Source organism: Vogesella indigofera, from assembly GCF_028548395.1.
Lineage (GTDB): Bacteria > Pseudomonadota > Gammaproteobacteria > Burkholderiales > Chromobacteriaceae > Vogesella > Vogesella indigofera_A.
Genome location: NZ_JAQQLA010000010.1, coordinates 1 through 17921, shown reverse-complemented (window position 1 = coordinate 17921; position 17921 = coordinate 1). Strand labels below are relative to the sequence as shown.

Here is a 17921-nt window from a genome sequence, read left to right as displayed (position 1 = left end):
TTACTCGGCGTAGCGTACGCCGACGAACCAGCCGCGGCGAGGCTGATTGTAGTTCTGTACCGTCTGATAGTCTTTGTCGGCGACGTTGCTCAGCCGCGTGTTCAGCTGCCAGTGCTTGTCGAGCTGGTAGTCGGCACCGAGATTGAGCACGCCGTAGCCGCCCAGTACCTTGTCTGCGCTGTTGTCGGCATCGTCGTAGCGGCGGCCACTGGCGCGCCATTCCGCGCTGAGGCGGGTACGGTCCAGCTGCCAGCCGGCCGTCAGCGCACCGAACAACTTGGCGTGGCGTGCCAGCAGCTTGCCGGAAGGCTGGCTGCGCGGCCGCTGCGAGGTGATGCTGCCGGCGAGGCTGAAATCGCCCCAGCTGCGGCCGGCTTCCAGCGTCTGGCCGGTGATGCGCGCCTCGTCGATATTGACCTGCAACCCGTCGGTCGCCGATTTGCTGGCGATCAGGTTGTCGATCCGGTTATCGAACACGATCACGCTGAAGTAGTCAGCCTGCTGCCGCCACTTCAGCGACAGCTCGCGGTTGCGCGCCTCTTCCGGGCGTAGTGCCGGGTTGCCGTGATAGCTGGCGCCGGAGCCGCTCCAGTACAGCTGGTTGAAGGTCGGCGCCTTGAACGCGGTGCCGTAGGCGGCGCCGAGCAGCCACTGCGGCGTCAGCGCGTAGCCGTAGCCGAGCTGGCCGGTGGCCTTGTCGCCGAACTGCGAGTTGTCGTCGTGGCGCAGGCTGCCCTGCAGCCGGTGCGCGCCGAAGCTACCCTGGTAGGCGGCGAACAGCGAATCCACGCTGCGGCTGGTGCCGTTGAAGCTGCTCAGGGTCTCGATCTGCTGCTCGGTGCGCGCCGCGCCGAGGCTGAACTGGCCGACGCCCTGCCACTGCACGTCGTGCTGCCACTGCCACTCCTGCTGGCGGGTAGCGGCAATCGCGGACGGCTTGCTGAAATTGCCCTTGGTAAAGGTGTGCTGCCGGTCATTGGTCTCGGCGTAGCGCAAGGTACTCTGCCAGTTGGCGCGCAGCTGGTTTTTCAGCTCGATGCTATGCCCCTGCAGGCGCGTACGCAGCTCGTCCGCCTTGTTGACGGTGGCGTCGTAGGCGCTGCTGGCCTCGGTCTGGTACAGGTTCAGCCCCAGGCTGTGGCCGGCGGCCAGCTCGTGCTGCACGCTGGCGAGATAGGTGGTGTTCTCGTAGCCGTCACGGTCGGGGTTGTACTTGCCCGGCTGGAAGCTGCGCGAGGAAATGCCATCGGTACGGTTGTGCTCCAGCGCGAGGTTGAAGGCGGTGTTGCCGGCCTTGCCGGACAGCCCGGCGCCACTGCTGCGCTTGTGTTCGGCACCGATGCCGGCATGGAAGCTCAGTGCCGGGCGACCTTCACCACGCTTGGTGAAGATCTGGATCACGCCGCCGATGGCATCGGCGCCATACAGGCTGGAGGCCGGGCCGCGCAGGATCTCGATTTTTTCGATCGCGGCCAGTGGCAGGTGTTCCAGCGCGGTGGCACCGGTGGTGACCGAGGCGATGCGCATGCCGTCGACCAGCACCAGCACGTGATCGGCCTTGGTGCCGCGCAGCAGCAGGGTGGCGGACTTGCCCTCGCCGCCGTTGCTGTAGGCCTCGACCCCCGGCTGGCGACTGAGCAGCTCCGGCAGCGTCAGGCTGCCGGATTGCTCGATTTCCTCGCGGCCGAGCACGGTGACGTCGGCCAGCACGCGGCTGAGCGGGATCGCGCTACGGGTGGCGGTAACCACCACGGTCTCGCCAGTGGTGACGGGATCGGCGGCCACGGCGGCATGGCCGGAGGCCAGCGCCAGCAGTGCGGCCAGGGTTTTGTTGTCAAACATGAATACACACTCCGGGATGAGAAAAAGGGAGTGCGGAGAAATCAGGACCAAAAGACACGCGCGCCGGCCGTTGCGGCAGGCGAACTGTCAGCTCGCCTCCCCGCGATGCTCCAGCAAGACGCGATTCCGCCGCGTCTGTTGCAGGCCGGTCTCCGGGCTTGGTCATGCGGGGCAACGCCTTCCCGTCCCTGCGGGACAGTGGCGAGTGTTGCACCTGAGGCGCGACATGCGCGCCCAGACCTTACCGTTGCGGGGGCAGCGCCGGAATTGCACCGGCTTCCCAGTTTCACCCGGCGCGCTTGGAGCACGCCGGACACCTGCAGGGGCGCGATTATACCCGTGTGCTCTGCACAATACGCGCGCTGCTGCAATTTACCGCCACCGGTCTTCGTCTGCGGAACGAGGGCATGAAAAAGCCCCTGTTTGAGCACGTCAAACAGGGGCCTGGATCAAACACTTAACTAACATTACCAAGACGCTTGCACGGCAGTGCAAGTGACCCGCACCGCATGCCAAGAAACTAGCAGCATGGCCTTTGCCAGCACGCAACCAGCCTTACCATTAGCAACATGTCATGCCAGCTAAGCGGCTCCACACTTATTGTGCGTAACGAACACCCACAAACCAGCCACGACCCGCTTGGTTGAAGCCTTTAACGGTCTCATACGCTTTATCGCCCACGTTAGTAAGTCGGGTGTTCAGCGTCCAGTTCTTGTCCAGTTGATAGTCGGCACCCAGATTCAACAACCCGTAGCCAGCCAGATACTCACTGTTACTACTGTCAACCGGACGGCGGCCGCTAGCCTGCCACTCTGCAGACCAGCGAGTACGATCCTGCTGCCAAGCCAGTGTCACCCCACCGTGCAGTTTGGAACGTTTCGTCAGCAGCTTAGCTGTGTTGCTGTCACGCGCCCGCTGTGAGGTGAGATTACCGCTAAGCGTCACCTCGCCCCAGCTGGTAGCAGCTTCCAAGGTCTGGCCACGAATGCGGGCATTAGCCACATTTTCTACCGTGGAAAAATCATCAGTGGTCTGAATCAGGTTATTGATACGGTTGTCGAATACCGTCAGCCGCAGATAACGACCTCCATCACGCCACTGCACCGCCAGCTCGCGATTACGTGCCTCTTCCGGCTTCAAGTTCGGGTTGCCCTGATAAGTAAAACCACCACCGTAATCTTCAAATGGGTAGTACAAGTCATTGAAAGTCGGCGCCTTGAACGCGGTGCCGTAAGCCGCACGTAGCAACCAACCCTGAGCCGGCACAAAGCCGTAACCGATCTGGCCGGTGGTCTTGGCACCGAACTGCGAGTTGTCATCAATCCGCAGACTGCCTTGCAGGCTGTGCGCACCGAATTCACCCTGATAGCTGGCAAAAGCGGCATCAACGGAACGGCGGGTATTGGTAAATGCCGTACTGCTTAGTACACGCTGCTGGGTATTGGAGACACCGAGCGCCAGCTGCTGGCCAGCTGTCAGCTTCACATCGTTTTGCCACAACCACTCATCCTGACGGGTTTCGTAGGCATAGGCGGGCGAACTGAAATTACCACCGATATAGCTCTTGGCGCGGTCATCGCTATGGCTGTAACGCAGTGTGCTGTGCCAATTGGCGGTCAGTTGGTCTTTCAGCTCCAGGCTTTGCCCTACCAAACGAATCTGATCCTCATCCTGTGCGCTGGCACTGTAATCGAACTCGCTACTAGCTTCGGTCTGGTAAAGATTAAGCCCCAGCCTGTGACCGGCCGCCAACTCATGCTGCATGTTCAGCAGATAGGAGGTGTTGTCATAGCCGTCACGATCGGGATTGGTGCTGAAACTGTTGCGGACGTTAGCCGAAGAAATGCCATCGGTTTGGTTATGATCAAAGGCGAGACTGTATGCCGTGGCACCACTCTTGCCGCTGATACCAGCACCAATCACCCGCTTGCCCTCGGCACCGAAACCGGCGTTGAAGCTGACAACCGGTGTGCCGACGCCGCGCTTGGTAAAGATCTGGATCACGCCACCAATGGCATCGGCGCCATACAGACTTGAAGCCGGCCCGCGCAAAATCTCGATGCGCTCCACTGCAGCGAGCGGAATATGCTCTAGTGCGGTGGTACCCAACGTCGCCGACATGATGCGGACACCATCCACCAGCACCAGAGTATGGTTGGCACTGCTACCGCGTAGATAGATACCACCGGTCTTGCCTTCGCCACCGTTACTGGCCATCTCCACGCCCGGCTGGCGTGACAGCAACTCCAGCAGACTAACACTACCCGACTGTTCCACCTCCTCACGGCCCAGTACCGTCACATCGGACAGTACCTTGGCGACAGGGATGGTCATACGCGTGGCGGTGACCACCACTTCGTCCAGCTGGGTCACGGGGGTCGCGGCCAGGGCCAGAGGGCTACAGGCCAGCGCCACCAGCGCGGCCAACGGTTTGCTCTTGAACATGAATACACACTCCGGGGTGAGATAAAGGGAGTGCGGAGAAAATAAGGACATGCGCACCGGTGCTTGCCACCGGCGGGCCGTCGGATCGCCTCCCCGCGATGCTCCAGCACGACGCGATTCCGCCACGTCGCTGCACCTGGGCCACCGGGGTGTCGCTGACACGCTTCCGGCCGCACGGGCACGCTGCAGGCCGGTCTCCGGGCTCGGCCTTGCGGGGCAACGCCTTCCCGTCCTGACGGACAGTGGCTGCTTGTTGCTCCTGGATCGCACTGGACGCGATCAGGCCTTACCGTTGCGGGGGCAGCGCCGGATTGTCACCGGCTTCCCGTTTCACCCGGCCTGTCGTTGACAGGCCGGACACCTGCAGGGGCGCAATTATACCCGTCACCGCCGCCGCCCGCCCGTCGCGGCGGCAATTTGCTTATTACCGGTCAAGACGGTTGCCAGCACGGCCGCTGCTGCCGTAAGGTCTGCCCCATTCGTTGTCAGGAGCCATCATGTCGCGCATTCCCGTCCCAGATTTGTCCGCCCTCGCCGCCGCCCAGGCCCGCCAGCAGCAACTAACCAAACCCGCCGGCAGCCTCGGCCAGCTGGAAAGCCTGGCCTGCCAGCTGGCCGCGCTGCAGGGGCGCGAGGTGCCGCTGCCACTGTCGCCGGCGATCACCGTGTTTGCCGGCGATCACGGCGTCTGCGCCGAGGGGGTGTCAGCCTATCCGCAGGCGGTGACCGGCGCGATGGTGGCCAATTTCGTGCACGGCGGCGCGGCGATCAGCGTGCTGGCGCGCGTCAACCAGGCACGGCTGGAAGTGGTCGACGCCGGCGTCGCGGCCAACCTTGACGGCCTGCCCATCGTGCACGCCAAGGTGCGCGCCGGCAGCGGCAACATCCGCCGCGAGGCGGCGCTGAGCACCGGTGAAGTGCAGCAGGCGCTCGACGTTGGCCGCGACGCGGCACGGCGTGCCATCGCCAGCGGCGCCACGCTGCTGATCGCCGGCGACATGGGCATCGGCAACACCACACCGTCGGCGGCGCTGATCTGCCGCCTGACCGGCCACAGCGTGGACAGCATCGTCGGCCGTGGTACCGGCGTCGACGACACCGGGCTGGCGCTGAAGCGGCAGGTGGTGGCCGACGCGCTGGCACGCGTGGCGGCGGCCGAGCTGGACGGCCGCACGCTGCTGGCCGAGCTGGGCGGGCTGGAAATCGCGGCCATCGCCGGCTTCTATCTGGAAGGCGCGGCGCAGGGCGTGCCGCTGCTGCTGGACGGCTTCATCAGCACCGCCGCCGCGCTGGCGGCGCAGGCCATCGACCCGGCGATCACGCCGTGGTTCATCGCCAGCCACTGCTCGCAGGAAACCGGCCACCAGCTGGCGCTGGCGGCACTGGGGCTGACGCCGCTGCTCGACCTCGGCTTCCGCCTCGGCGAAGGCTCCGGCGCGGCAGCGGCGATCCCGCTGCTGCAACAGGCGATCGCGCTGCACGCCTGCATGGCCACCTTTGTCGAGGCCGGCGTGGCCGGCAAGAGCGCCTGATGTTCCGCCACCCTTAAAAACCGTTTCAACCACGGAAACATACCGACAGACACCGCAGCAAACCGGCACGCGGCCTATTGCCGCGACATCCTGAAATGGTTGGCCGCATGAGCGCCATGCGGTGCCTGTCCGGGTGTGCCGTATCTTTCTGTGGCCAAGAAGACTCGAACCATGAATCCCTACACCCTCACCCTGCTGCGCCACGGCGACATCGACCACCAGGGGCGGCTGATCGGCCACACCGACCTGCCGCTGACCGAACGCGGCGCCGCCGACATGGCCGCCAGCTGGCAGCGCATCGTGCGCCACGCTCCGGTGACCAGCATGGCCACCTCGCCGCTGCTGCGCTGTCGCGAATTCGCGGTGCAGCAGGCGCTGGCCTGCGGCGTGCCGCTGCAGGTGGCGCCGCTGCTGGCCGAGTGCCACTTCGGCGCCTGGGAAAACCGGCCGCTGGCCGACATCACCGCCACCACGCCGGACTGGCAGACGTTGCTGGCGCGCGGGCTGCTGACGCCGGAGGGCGGCGAATCGTTCGATGCGTTCCGCACCCGGGTGCTGACCGGCTTTGCCGACTGGATGCAGCAGGCACGCGGCAGCCACCGCGTGCTGGTCAGCCACGGCGGCGTGATCAACGTGCTGCTGGCCGAGCTGCTGGGCACCGACTTCAACGTGGCACGGTTGATGGCGGTGCAGCGCGGCGGTTTCGCGCAGCTGTCGATGCTGGAGGGCCACCCGGCCTACCTCACGCGGCTGGAAGCGCCGGATCACGGCGGCCACTGAGTTACCCACAGCCACGCCGGTTTCCGAAAGTTATCCACAACCACCCCCTCGCCCCGCTACGACCCGACCATGCGCTCACTGATCCTCGCCGTGCAGTTCCTCACCCGCCTGCCCACACCCCAGCTGAAAACCTTCGACCCGGCGTGGCTCGCCGACGCCGCGCGCTGGTTCGCGCCGGTCGGCCTGCTGGTCGGCACCGTGGTGTGGCTGGCGGTGCTGGCCGGCAGCCTGCTCGACCCGTGGCTAGGTGCGCTGCTGGGGCTGCTGGCCTGGCTGTGGGTCACCGGTGGCCTGCATCTGGACGGCCTCGCCGACCTCGCCGACGCGCAGGGCGCCGCGCACCGTTCCCGCGAGCGCTTTCTGGAAGTGCTGAAAGACCCGCATCTGGGCAGCTTCGGCGTGATGAGCATGGCGATGCAGCTGATCGCCAAGCTGGTGCTGCTGATGCTGGTGCTGAAGTTTGCGCTGGCGGAGGCGGGGGTTTCCCCGGATGCGCTGACGTCCCCGGATGCGCTGCGCTTATCCGGACTACCAGACTTATCCGGGCGAGCAGGCGGGATATCTGGCGGCATGATCGCCCTTGCAGCCAATCTGGCGCCGCTGCTGCTCGTACCAGCGTGGGCACGGCTGTTCACCGTGGCGTGGTCGGCGACGCTACCCAGCCTCGCCGCCGGCAGCGGCGAGCGCTTCGCCTGGCGCACGCACTGGCCTTCGTTCTGGCTGAGCGCCGCGCTGCTGGCTGCCGCCACGTACTGGCTGGCGCCGGTGCTGCTGCTGGCTCCGCTGGCCGGGCTGTGGTGGTGGGCGTACCTGAAAAGGAAACTCGGCGGCATGACCGGCGACTGCCTCGGCGCAGGCATCGAGCTGTGCGAGAGCCTGCTGTTGCTTGCACTGGTCGTCGGCCGGCAGCTGCACTGAAATGCGCGATTGACATAATCGGTGCCTCACGATTCAATTGCGAATCAGTTGCAATTGAATCCATCATGAAACTTTCCACCTATGCGCTAAGCGCACTGCTGTGCCTCGCGCTCACCCCGTTTCTGGTCTGGCTCAGTGTCCAGCTGGCGGTGGACGGCTTGCTGGTCCTGTTGCCCGGCATGCTGCTGTCGCTCGCCATCCCCCACCTGCTGCATCCACCACGACAGCATGACGTGGCGACAGACACCAGCAGCCGTCTGGCCTGGCCCTGGCGGCTGGCCGCGCTGCTGTTGGCCAGCGGCAGCGGCGCCGTGATCCACGACAGCCCTTGCTGGCAGCAACCGACGCAGGCCAACCTGGCGGAATTGCTGCTGTTGACGCTAGGCGCGGCGCTGTTCGCCTGGCTCGGCCTCAGCGGCAGGCAGCCACGCTTGCCGCACTAAACCGGCCTCCCCATGAAAAAACCGCGCCCGGTCTGCACCCGGCGCGGTTCTTGTTTGCGGCCAACGTTGGCCGCAGGCAGACGGCTTACAGCGTGCCGGCCACCTTCTTGTTGCGCAGCAGGCACAGCATGTCACAGGCGATGTGCGCGGCGGCGATGGCGGTGATCTCGCTCTGGTCGTAGCTCGGCGCCACTTCCACCACGTCCATGCCGACGATGTTGAGGTCGCCCAGGTTGCGGATGATCTTCAGCGCCTGCGCAGTGGTGAGGCCGCCCGGCACCGGGGTGCCGGTGCCCGGCGCAAATGCAGGGTCGAGGCAGTCGATGTCGAAGGTGACGTACACCGGTGCGTCGCCGATGGTCTTCTTGATCTCGGCGATGGTGGCGTCGACGCCGTTGTCGTGCACCCACGGCGCGCCCAGCACGTTCAGGCCCATGAAGTCGTCGTTCCAGGTGCGGATGCCGACCTGTACCGACTTGGCCGGGTCGATCAGGCCTTCCTTCACCGCCTTGTAGAACATGGTGCCGTGGTTGAGCGAATCCGGCTCGTCGTCTGGCCAGGTGTCACAGTGTGCGTCGAAGTGCAATAATGCCAATGGCTTGCCGTACTTCTCGGCGTGCGCGATCAAGAGTGGGTAGGTGACGAAGTGGTCGCCGCCGAAGGTCAGCATCTTGGCGCCGGAGGCGAGGATGGTGCGCGCGTGTTCGATGATGGACGGCTTGATGGTCAGCGGGTTGTGCGCGTCGAACCAGCAGTCGCCGTAGTCGATCACCGCCAGGTCGTCGAACGGGTCGAAGCCCCACGGGTAGGGCTTCAGCTCGGCCAGCTGCACGCTGGCGGCACGGATGGCCTGCGGGCCTTGGCGGGCGCCGGAGCGGTAGGTCACCGACAGGTCCAGCGGAATGCCGGACACCGCGACGTCGACGCCGTCGAGATTGCGCGTGTAGTTGCGGCGCATGAAGGACAGCACGCCGGCGTAGGTATTTTCGATGGAGGAGCCGTACAGGCTCTGGCGGCGAATGGCGCCGTCGCCCTTGATTTGATCGTCAGACATGTTCGCTCCGCAAGAAGAGCACGCCGCGGCGACGCGCCACGACGATTACCGTCCATCTGTACAGCCGACGGTTTGAGGCTGGCGCACCCCGCGGTGCGCAGCGCGCAGTGTGCCGCGTGTCCGCCGCCAGAGCAAGTTTTGCCGTGGAATTAACTACTTAGCGAGAGACGTTCTCAATGAATCAACGCGATCTTCACCCGGCCCCGCCGGGCGGCAAATACGTGCTGCCGTTTGCCTTCACCGCCACCGCGCGCGCGTATTACCGGCTGTGGCTGGTCAATATGGTACTCACCATCGTCACGCTGGGGATTTACTCGGCGTGGGCGAAAGTCCGCACCCAGAAATACCTGCTCGGCCACACCACGCTGGATGGCGGACGTTTTGATTACCACGGCAAGCCGATCGCCATCCTGAAGGGCCGCCTCATCATGCTGCTGGCGCTGGCGGCGTGGACGTTTTCCGAAAGCCTGCCGCTGCTGCACGCGGCCATCGCGCTGCTGGCCGTTGCCACCGCGCCGTGGCTGGGTGTGCTGGCGCTGCGTTTCCGGCTGGCCAATACCAGCTGGAACCAGATGCGCTTCCATTTCAGCGGCAGCAGCGCCGACAGCTACAAGGCCTTTGCCAAAAGCTGGGCGCTGCTGATCCTGAGCCTCGGCCTGGCCTGGCCGTGGGCGACGCAGATCAAGCAGCGTTTTATCACCGGATACAGCACGCTGGGGCAGGCAAGGCTGCAGCTGCAACCCTGCGCGGGCGCGCTCTATCGTGCGGCGCTGGGGACAACGTTGGCCGCCGTCTGCTATCTGCTGGGTGCCGGCATGATCGGCGGCCTGATCTGGCAGGCCGCCACGCTCAGCGGTTTCGCGCACGGCATTGCCGTACGGTTTGGCGAGGCGACGCTGACGCAACTGGACATCGTCTTCTTCGGCATGACATCTGCGCTCTGGGTAATGGCCACGCTGGGCTATGCGCGCATGGCGATCAGCCGCGTGCTGATCAACCACACCACGCTGCAGCTGGCGGCACTGGAAGCGCGCCTGGTCTGGTCGCTGCCCGCCCGCCGGATGCTGGGGCTGCACTTTTCCAATACGCTGGCCTTGCTGCTCAGCCTGGGTCTGGCCTGGCCGTGGATACGCATCCGTACCCTCCGCCTTCAGCTGCAGTCGCTGTCCCTGCTCAGCAGCAGCGACCTGTCGGCACTGCCGCTGCGCACCTCTCTTAACCGGCTGGACGACGCGCGTGGCGACGAACTGGCCGAGCTGATGGCGCTGGATCTGGGATGGTGACGATCAAGGCCCTATGGCGCGACGGCAAGACGCCGCAGGCGCAGGCGGCCAACGTTGGCCGCATCGACGACGAGCTGTTGCTGCTATGCGATGACCGGCAGTACCGCTATCGCCTGGCTGATATCCGGCTGGAAGCCGGCGTCGCCGATCTGCCGGACACCGTGCAGCTGCCGGATGGCGGCACGCTGGAGGTGGCCGATCGCATCACCATCCGCCGCCTGATCGGCGGGCTGTCCTGGGGCGACCGCAGCGGCCACTGGCTGCAACAAAGCTGGCGCGCGCTGGCCGGGCTGGCGCTACTGGCCAGCGCGGTCCTGTGGCTGGGCTATCGCCATTTGCTGCCGCTGGCCGCCGGGGCGCTGGCGCCGCTGGTACCGGTTCCGGTAGAGCAGGCGCTGGCGGACAGCACCCTGCAGTGGCTGGACCGGAGCAGTGCCATCGGCCCCAGCCGCCACGGCGAGGCACGCCGTGCGCAACTGCAGCAACAACTGCAGGCGCTGCTGCCCGACAGCCGCTATCGCTACCGCCTGCTGCTGCGCGACGCGGCGGTCATCGGCCCCAATGCCTTTGCCCTGCCCGGCGGCACCATCGTCGTCACCGACCAGTTGCTGGCGCTGATCCGGCGCGATGATGAGCTGCTGGCCATCCTCGCGCACGAGGCCGGACACGTCGAGGCGCGGCACGGCCTGCGCAGCGCGCTGCAATCGTCCGGCCTGCTGCTGGCGCTGAGCCTGATCACCGGCGATGCCAGCAGCGCGCTGCTGGTGCTGCCGGTCTCGCTGGCCAATGCCGACTATTCGCGCGCGCACGAGCGCGAGGCCGACCGCTTTGCCTACGCCCGCCTGCGGGAGCACGGCCTGTCACCCTGCCTGCTGGGTTACAGCCTGCAACGCATCGAGGCCGCCACCCACCCGCAGGCCACCGACGACGAAAACACTCCCGGCAGCTGGTTTGCCAGCCACCCGGACACCGCCGAGCGCAGCCAGCTGGACGGCCTGCGCTGCCCGCCGCGGCCGGACTGAACGTCCCGCGCCGGGCGAGCAGGCTCACGGGGGCGGCACCTCGCGAGCCGGCCGGCAGCGCTGCGGCCAACGTTGGCCGCAAAAAAACAGCCCCGCACACGCGGGGCTGTTGTCCTTCGCTGCCATGCCAGCGGTTTAGCTGCCGATCACGCCGCCGTTCAGCTTGCGTACCACCACCGTGCCGGCGCGTGGGCGGCCGGCTTTCGGGCCGTCCGGCCAGGTGGAGATCGCGGTCGGCTTGGCCGGGTCGTTGCGCTCGGAATCCGGTTCGCCCGGGTGCTGGATGTTGACGAACATGGTCTTCATGTCCGGGGTGAAGGCGAGGCCGGTGATCTCGCAGCCTTTCGGGCCGACCAGGAAGCGGCGGAATTCGCCGGTTTCCGGCACCACCGCCACCATCTGGTTGTTGCCCATGTCCTTGTATTCCTTCATGTTCACCGTGGAGGTGGACACGTCGGTCTGTACCCACAGCACGCCGTTGTGGTCGAATTTCAGGCCGTCCGGGCTGCCGAAGGCGTCGCCCTTGATGTTGCCGACGTGCTCCGCCTTGGCGGCATCCGGGCGGCCGGCCAGCACGAAGATGTCCCACTTGAAGGCGGTGGCGGCGGCGTTGGCGCCGGCCTCGTGCCAGCGGATGATGTGGCCGAACAGGTTGCCGTTGCGCGGGTTGGCGGCGTCGGTGCCCGGCTTGCCGTCCTTGCCGCGGTCGCTGTTGTTGGTCAGCGTGCAGTACACCTCGCCGGCCTGACGCGGGTTGACCGCGATCCACTCCGGACGGTCCATCTTGGTGGCGCCGACCTTGTCGGCGGCCAGACGCGCCATGATCACCACTTCGCCCTGATCGGCAAAGCCGTTTTCCGCGGTCAGGCCGTTCTGGCCGTGCACCAGCGGCAGCCATTCGCCGGCGCCGTCGGCATTGAAGCGCGCCACGTACAGCGTGCCCTCCGACAGCAGGCCCATATTGGCCTTGCGGTTTTTCGGGTTGTACTTGTTCTTGGATACGAACTTGTAGATGTATTCGAAGCGCTGGTCGTCGCCCATGTACACCACGGCGTGGCCGGACGGGGCGATGGTGACGGTGGCGCCTTCATGCTTGAAGCGGCCCAGTGCGGTGTGCTTCACCGGTTTGGCGCTGGCGTCGAAGGGGTCGATCTCCACCACCCAGCCGAAGCGGTTGGCTTCGTTCGGGTTCAGCTGCAGGTCGAAGCGGAAGTCTTCCACCGCCCAGTTGTAACCGGCGCCCTTGTTGTTGATGCCGTAGCGCTTCTCGTTGGCGGACAGGGTGCCGGAGTCGTTGACGAAGTAGCCGTCCCAGTTCTCTTCGCAGGTGAGGTAGGTGCCCCACGGCGTCTGGCCGTTGGCGCAGTTGTTCAGCGTGCCGAGGATTTCCACGCCCTTCGGGTCGGCCTCGGTCTGCATCAGCGTGTGGCCGCGCGCCGGACCGCTGATCGCGATCGGGGTGTTGGCATGGATGCGACGAGCGTACTTCGACGGCCGTACCACGCGCCAGCCCTTGCCGGTGTCCTCCACCTCGATCACCGATACGCCGTGTGCGTGCTGCGATTTCAGCACCTTGTCGGCATTCCATTTCTTCATGCCGTCCACGTGCAGCAGGCCGTCGTCGGTGTATTCGTGGTTCATCGCCAGCAGGCCGTGCTTGGAGCCGGTAGCGGCCAGCGGCAGCGGGAAGTAGCTCATGCCGTCGTGGTGCATGCCGGCCTGGGCTTCCTGCTCGGCGGCGGTGTTGGACGCATCCTGCTTGAACACCGGCATATTGCCCTTGATGCCGACCGGGTCGCCCCAGGCGTACAGCACGTCGGCGCTGTAGCCTTCCGGCACCACCACACGGTCGTCACTGGAGAACGGGATGGACTTGAAGCCCAGCAGCGGCGTCTTCTTGGCAAACGGCACGCTGGCGGCTTCGGCCAAGGTGGCGAAGCTGCCCGACAGCACGCCGGCCACACCGAGGGCACCGGTGCCCTGCAGCAGGCTGCGGCGGGAGAAGCGGGCTTCCAGCACCTCGGACAGCGCCGGGTTGGCACAGGTGTTGGAGGTGTCATCGACACCGTATTGTTTGTATTTGTAGCTGTCGGACATGATAAACCTCGTGGCGGCATGCGTTTGTTGACCGCGCCTACCTTAAGGCAGCCGCGTGACAGCCAGATCACGAAAGCATGTCACTTCGATGACAGATTCATGTCTTTTCACGCAGCGAGCCGCTGCGACTGTGGCGCCACCAGCGCCAGCGCAGCCGCAGGTCGTACCACAACGGGCGCAGGCCGAGCACGAACAGGAACAGCGCCAGCGGCACGCTGAAGCCGTAGCCGAGGTAGCTGAAGCCGAGCGCGCCGACCAGGCCGCCGACAAAGAAGGCGCCGAGGATCAGCAGGTAGATCTGCAGCCGCTCGCGGTTGGCGTGTACCTGCGCCACCTTGCTGCTGCGGTCGCGGTTGAAGTAGCTGGCGCGGGCCAGTTCGATGCCGATGTCGGTGGCGATGCCGGTCATGTGGGTGGAGCGCAGCAGGCCGCCGGACAGCTTGGTGACGATGGTGTTGTGCATGCCCATGATGAAGCACAGCAACAGCACGATAGGCGGCGCGAAGAACGCGGGCGCGATCGCCAGCGCGGCGCCAAACACGCCGAACAGCAGCAGCAACAGCGACTCCTCGATCAGCGACACGCCGTAGCCGCTGCGCAGGCGCTGCCGCCGCGCCCAGTTGATCAGCCACGCGGCGTGGGCGGCGCCGGCGATGAAGGCCAGCAGCGCGGCCAGTGCGGCCAACGTTGCCGACACGTCGCCCAGTACCAGATGGTCCGCCATCGACGACACCACGCCGGAGACGTGCGAGGTGTAGCGCTGTACCGCGAGAAAGCCGCCGGCATTGAGCGCGCCGGCGATGAAGGCCATCGCCCCACCCAGCAGCCAGGTCAGCGGCTCGCGGTACAGGCTGCGGGTGGCGACGCGCTGGTCCAGCAGCCGGGAAAAATGTTGTCGATGCATGGCGGGCCAAAGAAAAAGGCAGACCGCACGGTCTGCCTCGGGTTCGCGATCAGCTGCAGGCGCGCAGCGGAATGCCGGGCAGCAGCCGCTGCTGCAGCGCGCGCAGCTTGTCGGCCTGGGCCGCGTCCAGCGCGCGGAAACTGAGGGTGGTGACCTGGCTGCGCTCGCTGCGGGCATCGACCTTGGCCTTGTCGTAGCCGGCCGCCTTCAGCCGCATCACCAGTGCCTGCGCCGCCGCCTCTTTCGAGAACAGGCCCAGCGACAGGTGGCCCCTGAACTCGCCCTCGGTCTTGACGATGTAGCTGTCGAAACCCTTGCCCTTCAGCTCTGCCACCAGCGTCTGCGTTTCCGCCTGCGTCGCCAGCGGCGGGTAGAACACCCACACCCGGCCGGAGCCACGCGCTTCTTCCTTGACGCTGCTTTGCGGCGCGGTGGCCAGCTTCAGCGCCAGCAGGCCACCCTGCACCCGTGCCAGCTGCTTGGCGTCCAGCGCACCCCACGCCAGGCACTGCCCGGCCACCGGCTTGGTCTCCGGAGTTGGTTTGAGCTCGATCTTGGCCACGGTCGGCATGTCGGCCTTTACCGGCGCCACCGGCTTCTGCATGACCGGCTTCTGTACTGATGGCTGGCTGGCGATGGTTGCCGGCAGTGCCGCCGCCGGGGTGGCGACACTGGCGTCGAGGTTGTCAGTCAGCGCGGTGACGGCGCTGGCTTCCGGCTGCGCCACCGGCGCGGATGCCGGGCGCCAGCCGGCCGGCAGGATGGTCAGCTGCGCGGCATTGATGTCCTGCGCGCCGATGTCGGCGGCCGGTTTCTGCTTCAGCACGCCATAGAGGCCGACCAGCACGTTCAGTACCACCACGATAACGAGAAACCACTTCATGAGCCGTCTGCCACGCTTGCTAATCCATAGAGGACCAGATTATCCACCATCCGCGTGTCCGGCGGGAGGTGCGGCTGCAACAAAGCGGCGTCGCCGCCGGTGAGCAGCAGCAGCGGCGGCCGGCCGGTGTGTGCGGCCAACCTTTGCTGCAGACGCTGCATCGCGCCGCACAGCGCGTCGATGGCGCCGGAGGCCAGCGCATCCTCGGTGCCCTGCGGAAAAGCGCAGGCGTGGCCGGCGGCGCGGTCGAGATTGGCGGTATTCTGCGCCAGGCTGGCCAGCATCAGGCGGTAACCGGGCAGAATCAGGCCGCCCAGATAGTCACCCTCGGCGGTCAGTGCCTCCACCGTCAGCGCGGTGCCGGCACTGGCAATCACCACGTCCTGCGCCGGATAACGCTGCCGCGCGCCGAGCACCGCCAGCCAGCGGTCGGCACCCTGCTCGGAAACATTGCGGTAGTGATTGCGCACCCCGAACGCCACCGCCTGCGAACGCTGCCACTGCACCGGCAGCGGCGCCGCCGCCTCGATCGCCTGCCGCACCGCGTCGTGCGCCACGCTGGCGGCCAGCACTGCGTCCAGCGACAACGCCGCCCACGGCGCGGCCAGGCTGGCGATGTCGGCGTGCGCCACCGCACCCTGCTGCCGCAGCTGCTTGCCGTCCCACAGCGCCCACTTGACGCGGGTGTTGCCGGCGTCGATCAGCAGCTTCATGGCGCCGCCCGCAGGCTGACTTCGCCGACATGGAACACGCGGCGCCCGGCGGCGCTGTCGACCAGCAGCGCGCCGCTGTCGTCGACGCCGACGGCGATGCCATCGACCGGCTCGCCATGACTGAAGCTGAGACGCACCGGCTGGCCGATGAAGGCCGCCAGCTGGTGCCACTCGTCGCGGAAGGCGACAAAGCCGTCGCGGTCGAACTGGCTCAGCACCTGCGCCAGCTGGTTGAGCAGCGCCGCCAGCAACGCATTGCGGCCAACCTTGCAGCCGGCATCGGCGAGATTGGCCACCGGCTGGTCCACCTCGCCCGGTGCCGCCACGTTGAGGCCGATGCCGATCACCACCGCCGCCGGCCCCAGCGCATCGCCGGACAATTCGATCAGGATACCGGCCAGCTTGCGGCCGTCGAGCAGCACATCGTTTGGCCATTTCAGCGCCACCGGCACGCCGAATTCGCGCAGGGCGCGTACGATGGCAATGCCGACCACAAGCGACAGCCCGGCCAGGCCGGACAGGCCGCGATCAAAGCGCCACAGCAGGGAAAACGTCAGCCCGGCGCCGAGCCGCATCTGCCAGCGCCGTCCCAGCCGGCCGCGCCCAGCGGTCTGCCGCTCCGCCGCCAGCACCAGGCCGTGCGGTGCGCCCTGCGCCGCGCGCGTGGTGAGCTGGGTATTGGAGGAGTCGATCTCCTCGGCCAGTGCCAGCGTGAACACATTGGCCGCACGCTCGTCCAGCCCGGCGCGCACCGCAGCCACCTCCAGCAGCGCAAACGGCGCCGGCAGGCGGTAGCCCTGGCCGCGCACGCTGAACACGGTGAGGCCGAATTCGTTTTCCAGATGATGCACCGCCTGCCACACCAGGGTGCGCGAACAGCCGAGCTGCTGCGCCATCGCCTCGCCGGAGTGGAAACGGCCGTCGGCCAGGGTGCGCAACACCGAAAACGCCAGGTCTTTCATTGGCCGTCCGCGGTCCGGATTTTCTTGATAGTGGCGGTGGTCGAGGTATCGAACAGGAAGGGGATGGAGTGCACCTCGCCGCCGCGGGCCAGCGTTTCGGCGCTGCCGACGATGTTGGCCACCGTCCAGTCGCCGCCCTTGACCAGCACATCCGGCTGTACCAGCGCGATCAGCCCCGCCGGGGTGTCGCTGTCAAACCAGGTCACCAGGCTGACACTTTCCAGTGCCGCCAGCACCGCGGCGCGGTTCAGCTCGTTGTTGATCGGACGGTCGTCGCCCTTGCCCTGCCGTTTCACCGAAGCGTCGGTATTCAGCCCCACGATCAGGCTGCCGCCGAGCGCGCGCGCCTGCGCCAGATAGGTCACGTGACCGCGATGCAGGATGTCGAAACAGCCATTGGTAAACACGATCGGCCGTGGCAATGCGGCCAACCTTGCGGCCAGTTGCTCGGGCGGACAGATTTTTTCTTCAAACTGCGGAGTCGGGTAAGCCATGCGGTTCCTTTACTGCGGCCACGACGACACGCGGCACACCATACGATAAGCGGCAAGGATACCATTGCCTCCGCGCTCGCCGCAGTGCCAATGCAATGCAAAAAGCCCAGACACATGGTCTGGGCTTTTCTGTCCACCGCGGTATTTTCCGCAGCAGTAATGGGGCTCTGGCAATGTCCTACTTTCACACCCGCAATGGGCACTATCATCGGCGCTAAAGTATTTCACGGTCCTGTTCGGAATGGGAAGGCGTGGTACTACTTCGCTATGGTCACCAGAGAAACTGGTCGTTTACCGGCATTCGGCGGGTAAACCAATGCCCTGACCATCAGGTCAGGGCATCTCTATGGGGCGTCTGGCGGTGTCCTACTTTCACACAGGTATCTGCACTATCATCGGCGCTAAGGCGTTTCACGGTCCTGTTCGGAACGGGAAGGCGTGGGACCACCTCGCTATGGCCACCAGACATAAACTGTCACAAATCAAAGAAGCCTACGCTGAGTTTTGGTTATTTTCTCAGCCTGGTAGAAGATTTCGTATTCTGTATCG

The 17921-nt window shown here is 66.0% G+C and carries 15 protein-coding genes, 2 rRNA genes and 2 riboswitches; of the genes, 6 read left to right on the top strand and 11 right to left on the bottom strand.

The features are described from left to right. Positions 1-1842 carry a TonB-dependent receptor domain-containing protein gene (locus tag PQU89_RS14880; protein WP_272766507.1) on the bottom strand — a complete coding sequence of 614 codons (1842 nt, stop codon included), beginning with the start codon at positions 1840-1842 and terminating at the stop codon, positions 1-3. A gap of 126 nt (positions 1843-1968) precedes the next feature. After that, positions 1969-2178, bottom strand: a riboswitch (cobalamin riboswitch). Between the two features lie 261 nt (positions 2179-2439). Beyond that, positions 2440-4287: a TonB-dependent receptor domain-containing protein gene (locus PQU89_RS14875; protein ID WP_272766506.1), complete on the bottom strand. Its 1848-nt coding sequence runs from the start codon at positions 4285-4287 to the stop codon at positions 2440-2442. Between the two features lie 171 nt (positions 4288-4458). Then, positions 4459-4667, bottom strand: a riboswitch (cobalamin riboswitch). Between the two features lie 117 nt (positions 4668-4784). Here PQU89_RS14875 and cobT point away from each other — a divergent pair. The 4 genes from cobT to PQU89_RS14855 all read left to right on the top strand — a co-directional run bounded on the left by cobT (position 4785) and on the right by PQU89_RS14855 (position 7960). Then, entirely contained in the window at positions 4785-5819 is a 1035-nt protein-coding gene (cobT, locus tag PQU89_RS14870; RefSeq protein WP_272766504.1) for a nicotinate-nucleotide--dimethylbenzimidazole phosphoribosyltransferase, read from the top strand. Positions 5820-5990: 171 nt separating this feature from the next. Continuing rightward, positions 5991-6599, top strand: a complete 609-nt coding sequence (locus tag PQU89_RS14865) for a histidine phosphatase family protein (protein WP_272766503.1) — start codon at positions 5991-5993, stop codon at positions 6597-6599. A 69-nt stretch (positions 6600-6668) separates the two neighbouring features. After that, on the top strand, positions 6669-7517 hold the full coding sequence (locus PQU89_RS14860) for an adenosylcobinamide-GDP ribazoletransferase (protein WP_272766502.1): 849 nt from the start codon (positions 6669-6671) through the stop codon (positions 7515-7517). 65 nt (positions 7518-7582) lie between these two features. Beyond that, the gene (locus PQU89_RS14855; RefSeq protein ID WP_272766501.1) at positions 7583-7960 is read left to right on the top strand and encodes a hypothetical protein; all 378 of its coding nucleotides are present in this window, start codon (positions 7583-7585) and stop codon (positions 7958-7960) included. Between the two features lie 85 nt (positions 7961-8045). Here the strand turns inward: PQU89_RS14855 and speB are convergent, their stop codons facing one another. Next, on the bottom strand, positions 8046-9014 hold the full coding sequence (speB, locus tag PQU89_RS14850; RefSeq protein WP_120812258.1) for an agmatinase: 969 nt from the start codon (positions 9012-9014) through the stop codon (positions 8046-8048). 176 nt (positions 9015-9190) lie between these two features. Here speB and PQU89_RS14845 point away from each other — a divergent pair, with 176 nt between their 5' ends. Further along, entirely contained in the window at positions 9191-10297 is a 1107-nt protein-coding gene (locus PQU89_RS14845; protein WP_272766500.1) for a YjgN family protein, read from the top strand. Further along, on the top strand, positions 10291-11319 hold the full coding sequence (locus PQU89_RS14840; protein WP_272766499.1) for a M48 family metallopeptidase: 1029 nt from the start codon (positions 10291-10293) through the stop codon (positions 11317-11319). Before PQU89_RS14845 ends, PQU89_RS14840 begins: the two co-directional genes overlap by 7 nt. Before the next feature lie 135 nt (positions 11320-11454). Here the strand turns inward: PQU89_RS14840 and PQU89_RS14835 are convergent, their stop codons facing one another. The 8 genes from PQU89_RS14835 to rrf (PQU89_RS14800) form a co-directional block, all read right to left on the bottom strand. Next, positions 11455-13416, bottom strand: a complete 1962-nt coding sequence (locus PQU89_RS14835; protein ID WP_272766498.1) for a PhoX family protein — start codon at positions 13414-13416, stop codon at positions 11455-11457. A 97-nt stretch (positions 13417-13513) separates the two neighbouring features. Then, positions 13514-14320: a YoaK family protein gene (locus tag PQU89_RS14830; RefSeq protein ID WP_272766497.1), complete on the bottom strand. Its 807-nt coding sequence runs from the start codon at positions 14318-14320 to the stop codon at positions 13514-13516. Positions 14321-14369: 49 nt separating this feature from the next. Next, positions 14370-15203 carry an SPOR domain-containing protein gene (locus PQU89_RS14825; RefSeq protein ID WP_272766496.1) on the bottom strand — a complete coding sequence of 278 codons (834 nt, stop codon included), beginning with the start codon at positions 15201-15203 and terminating at the stop codon, positions 14370-14372. Further along, positions 15200-15916 (bottom strand): type III pantothenate kinase, encoded by a 717-nt coding sequence (locus PQU89_RS14820; protein ID WP_272766495.1) that lies wholly within the window; start codon positions 15914-15916, stop codon positions 15200-15202. The genes PQU89_RS14825 and PQU89_RS14820 overlap by 4 nt, the downstream gene beginning before the upstream one ends. After that, positions 15913-16878, bottom strand: a complete 966-nt coding sequence (locus PQU89_RS14815) for a biotin--[acetyl-CoA-carboxylase] ligase (protein ID WP_272766494.1) — start codon at positions 16876-16878, stop codon at positions 15913-15915. Before PQU89_RS14815 ends, PQU89_RS14820 begins: the two co-directional genes overlap by 4 nt. Continuing rightward, positions 16875-17372 carry a D-glycero-beta-D-manno-heptose 1-phosphate adenylyltransferase gene (gene rfaE2 / locus PQU89_RS14810; protein WP_272766493.1) on the bottom strand — a complete coding sequence of 166 codons (498 nt, stop codon included), beginning with the start codon at positions 17370-17372 and terminating at the stop codon, positions 16875-16877. Before rfaE2 ends, PQU89_RS14815 begins: the two co-directional genes overlap by 4 nt. 165 nt (positions 17373-17537) lie before the next feature. Further along, a 5S ribosomal RNA gene (gene rrf, locus PQU89_RS14805) occupies positions 17538-17651 on the bottom strand. Positions 17652-17725: 74 nt separating this feature from the next. Continuing rightward, a 5S ribosomal RNA gene (rrf, locus tag PQU89_RS14800) occupies positions 17726-17838 on the bottom strand. Positions 17839-17921: the final 83 nt, after the last annotated feature.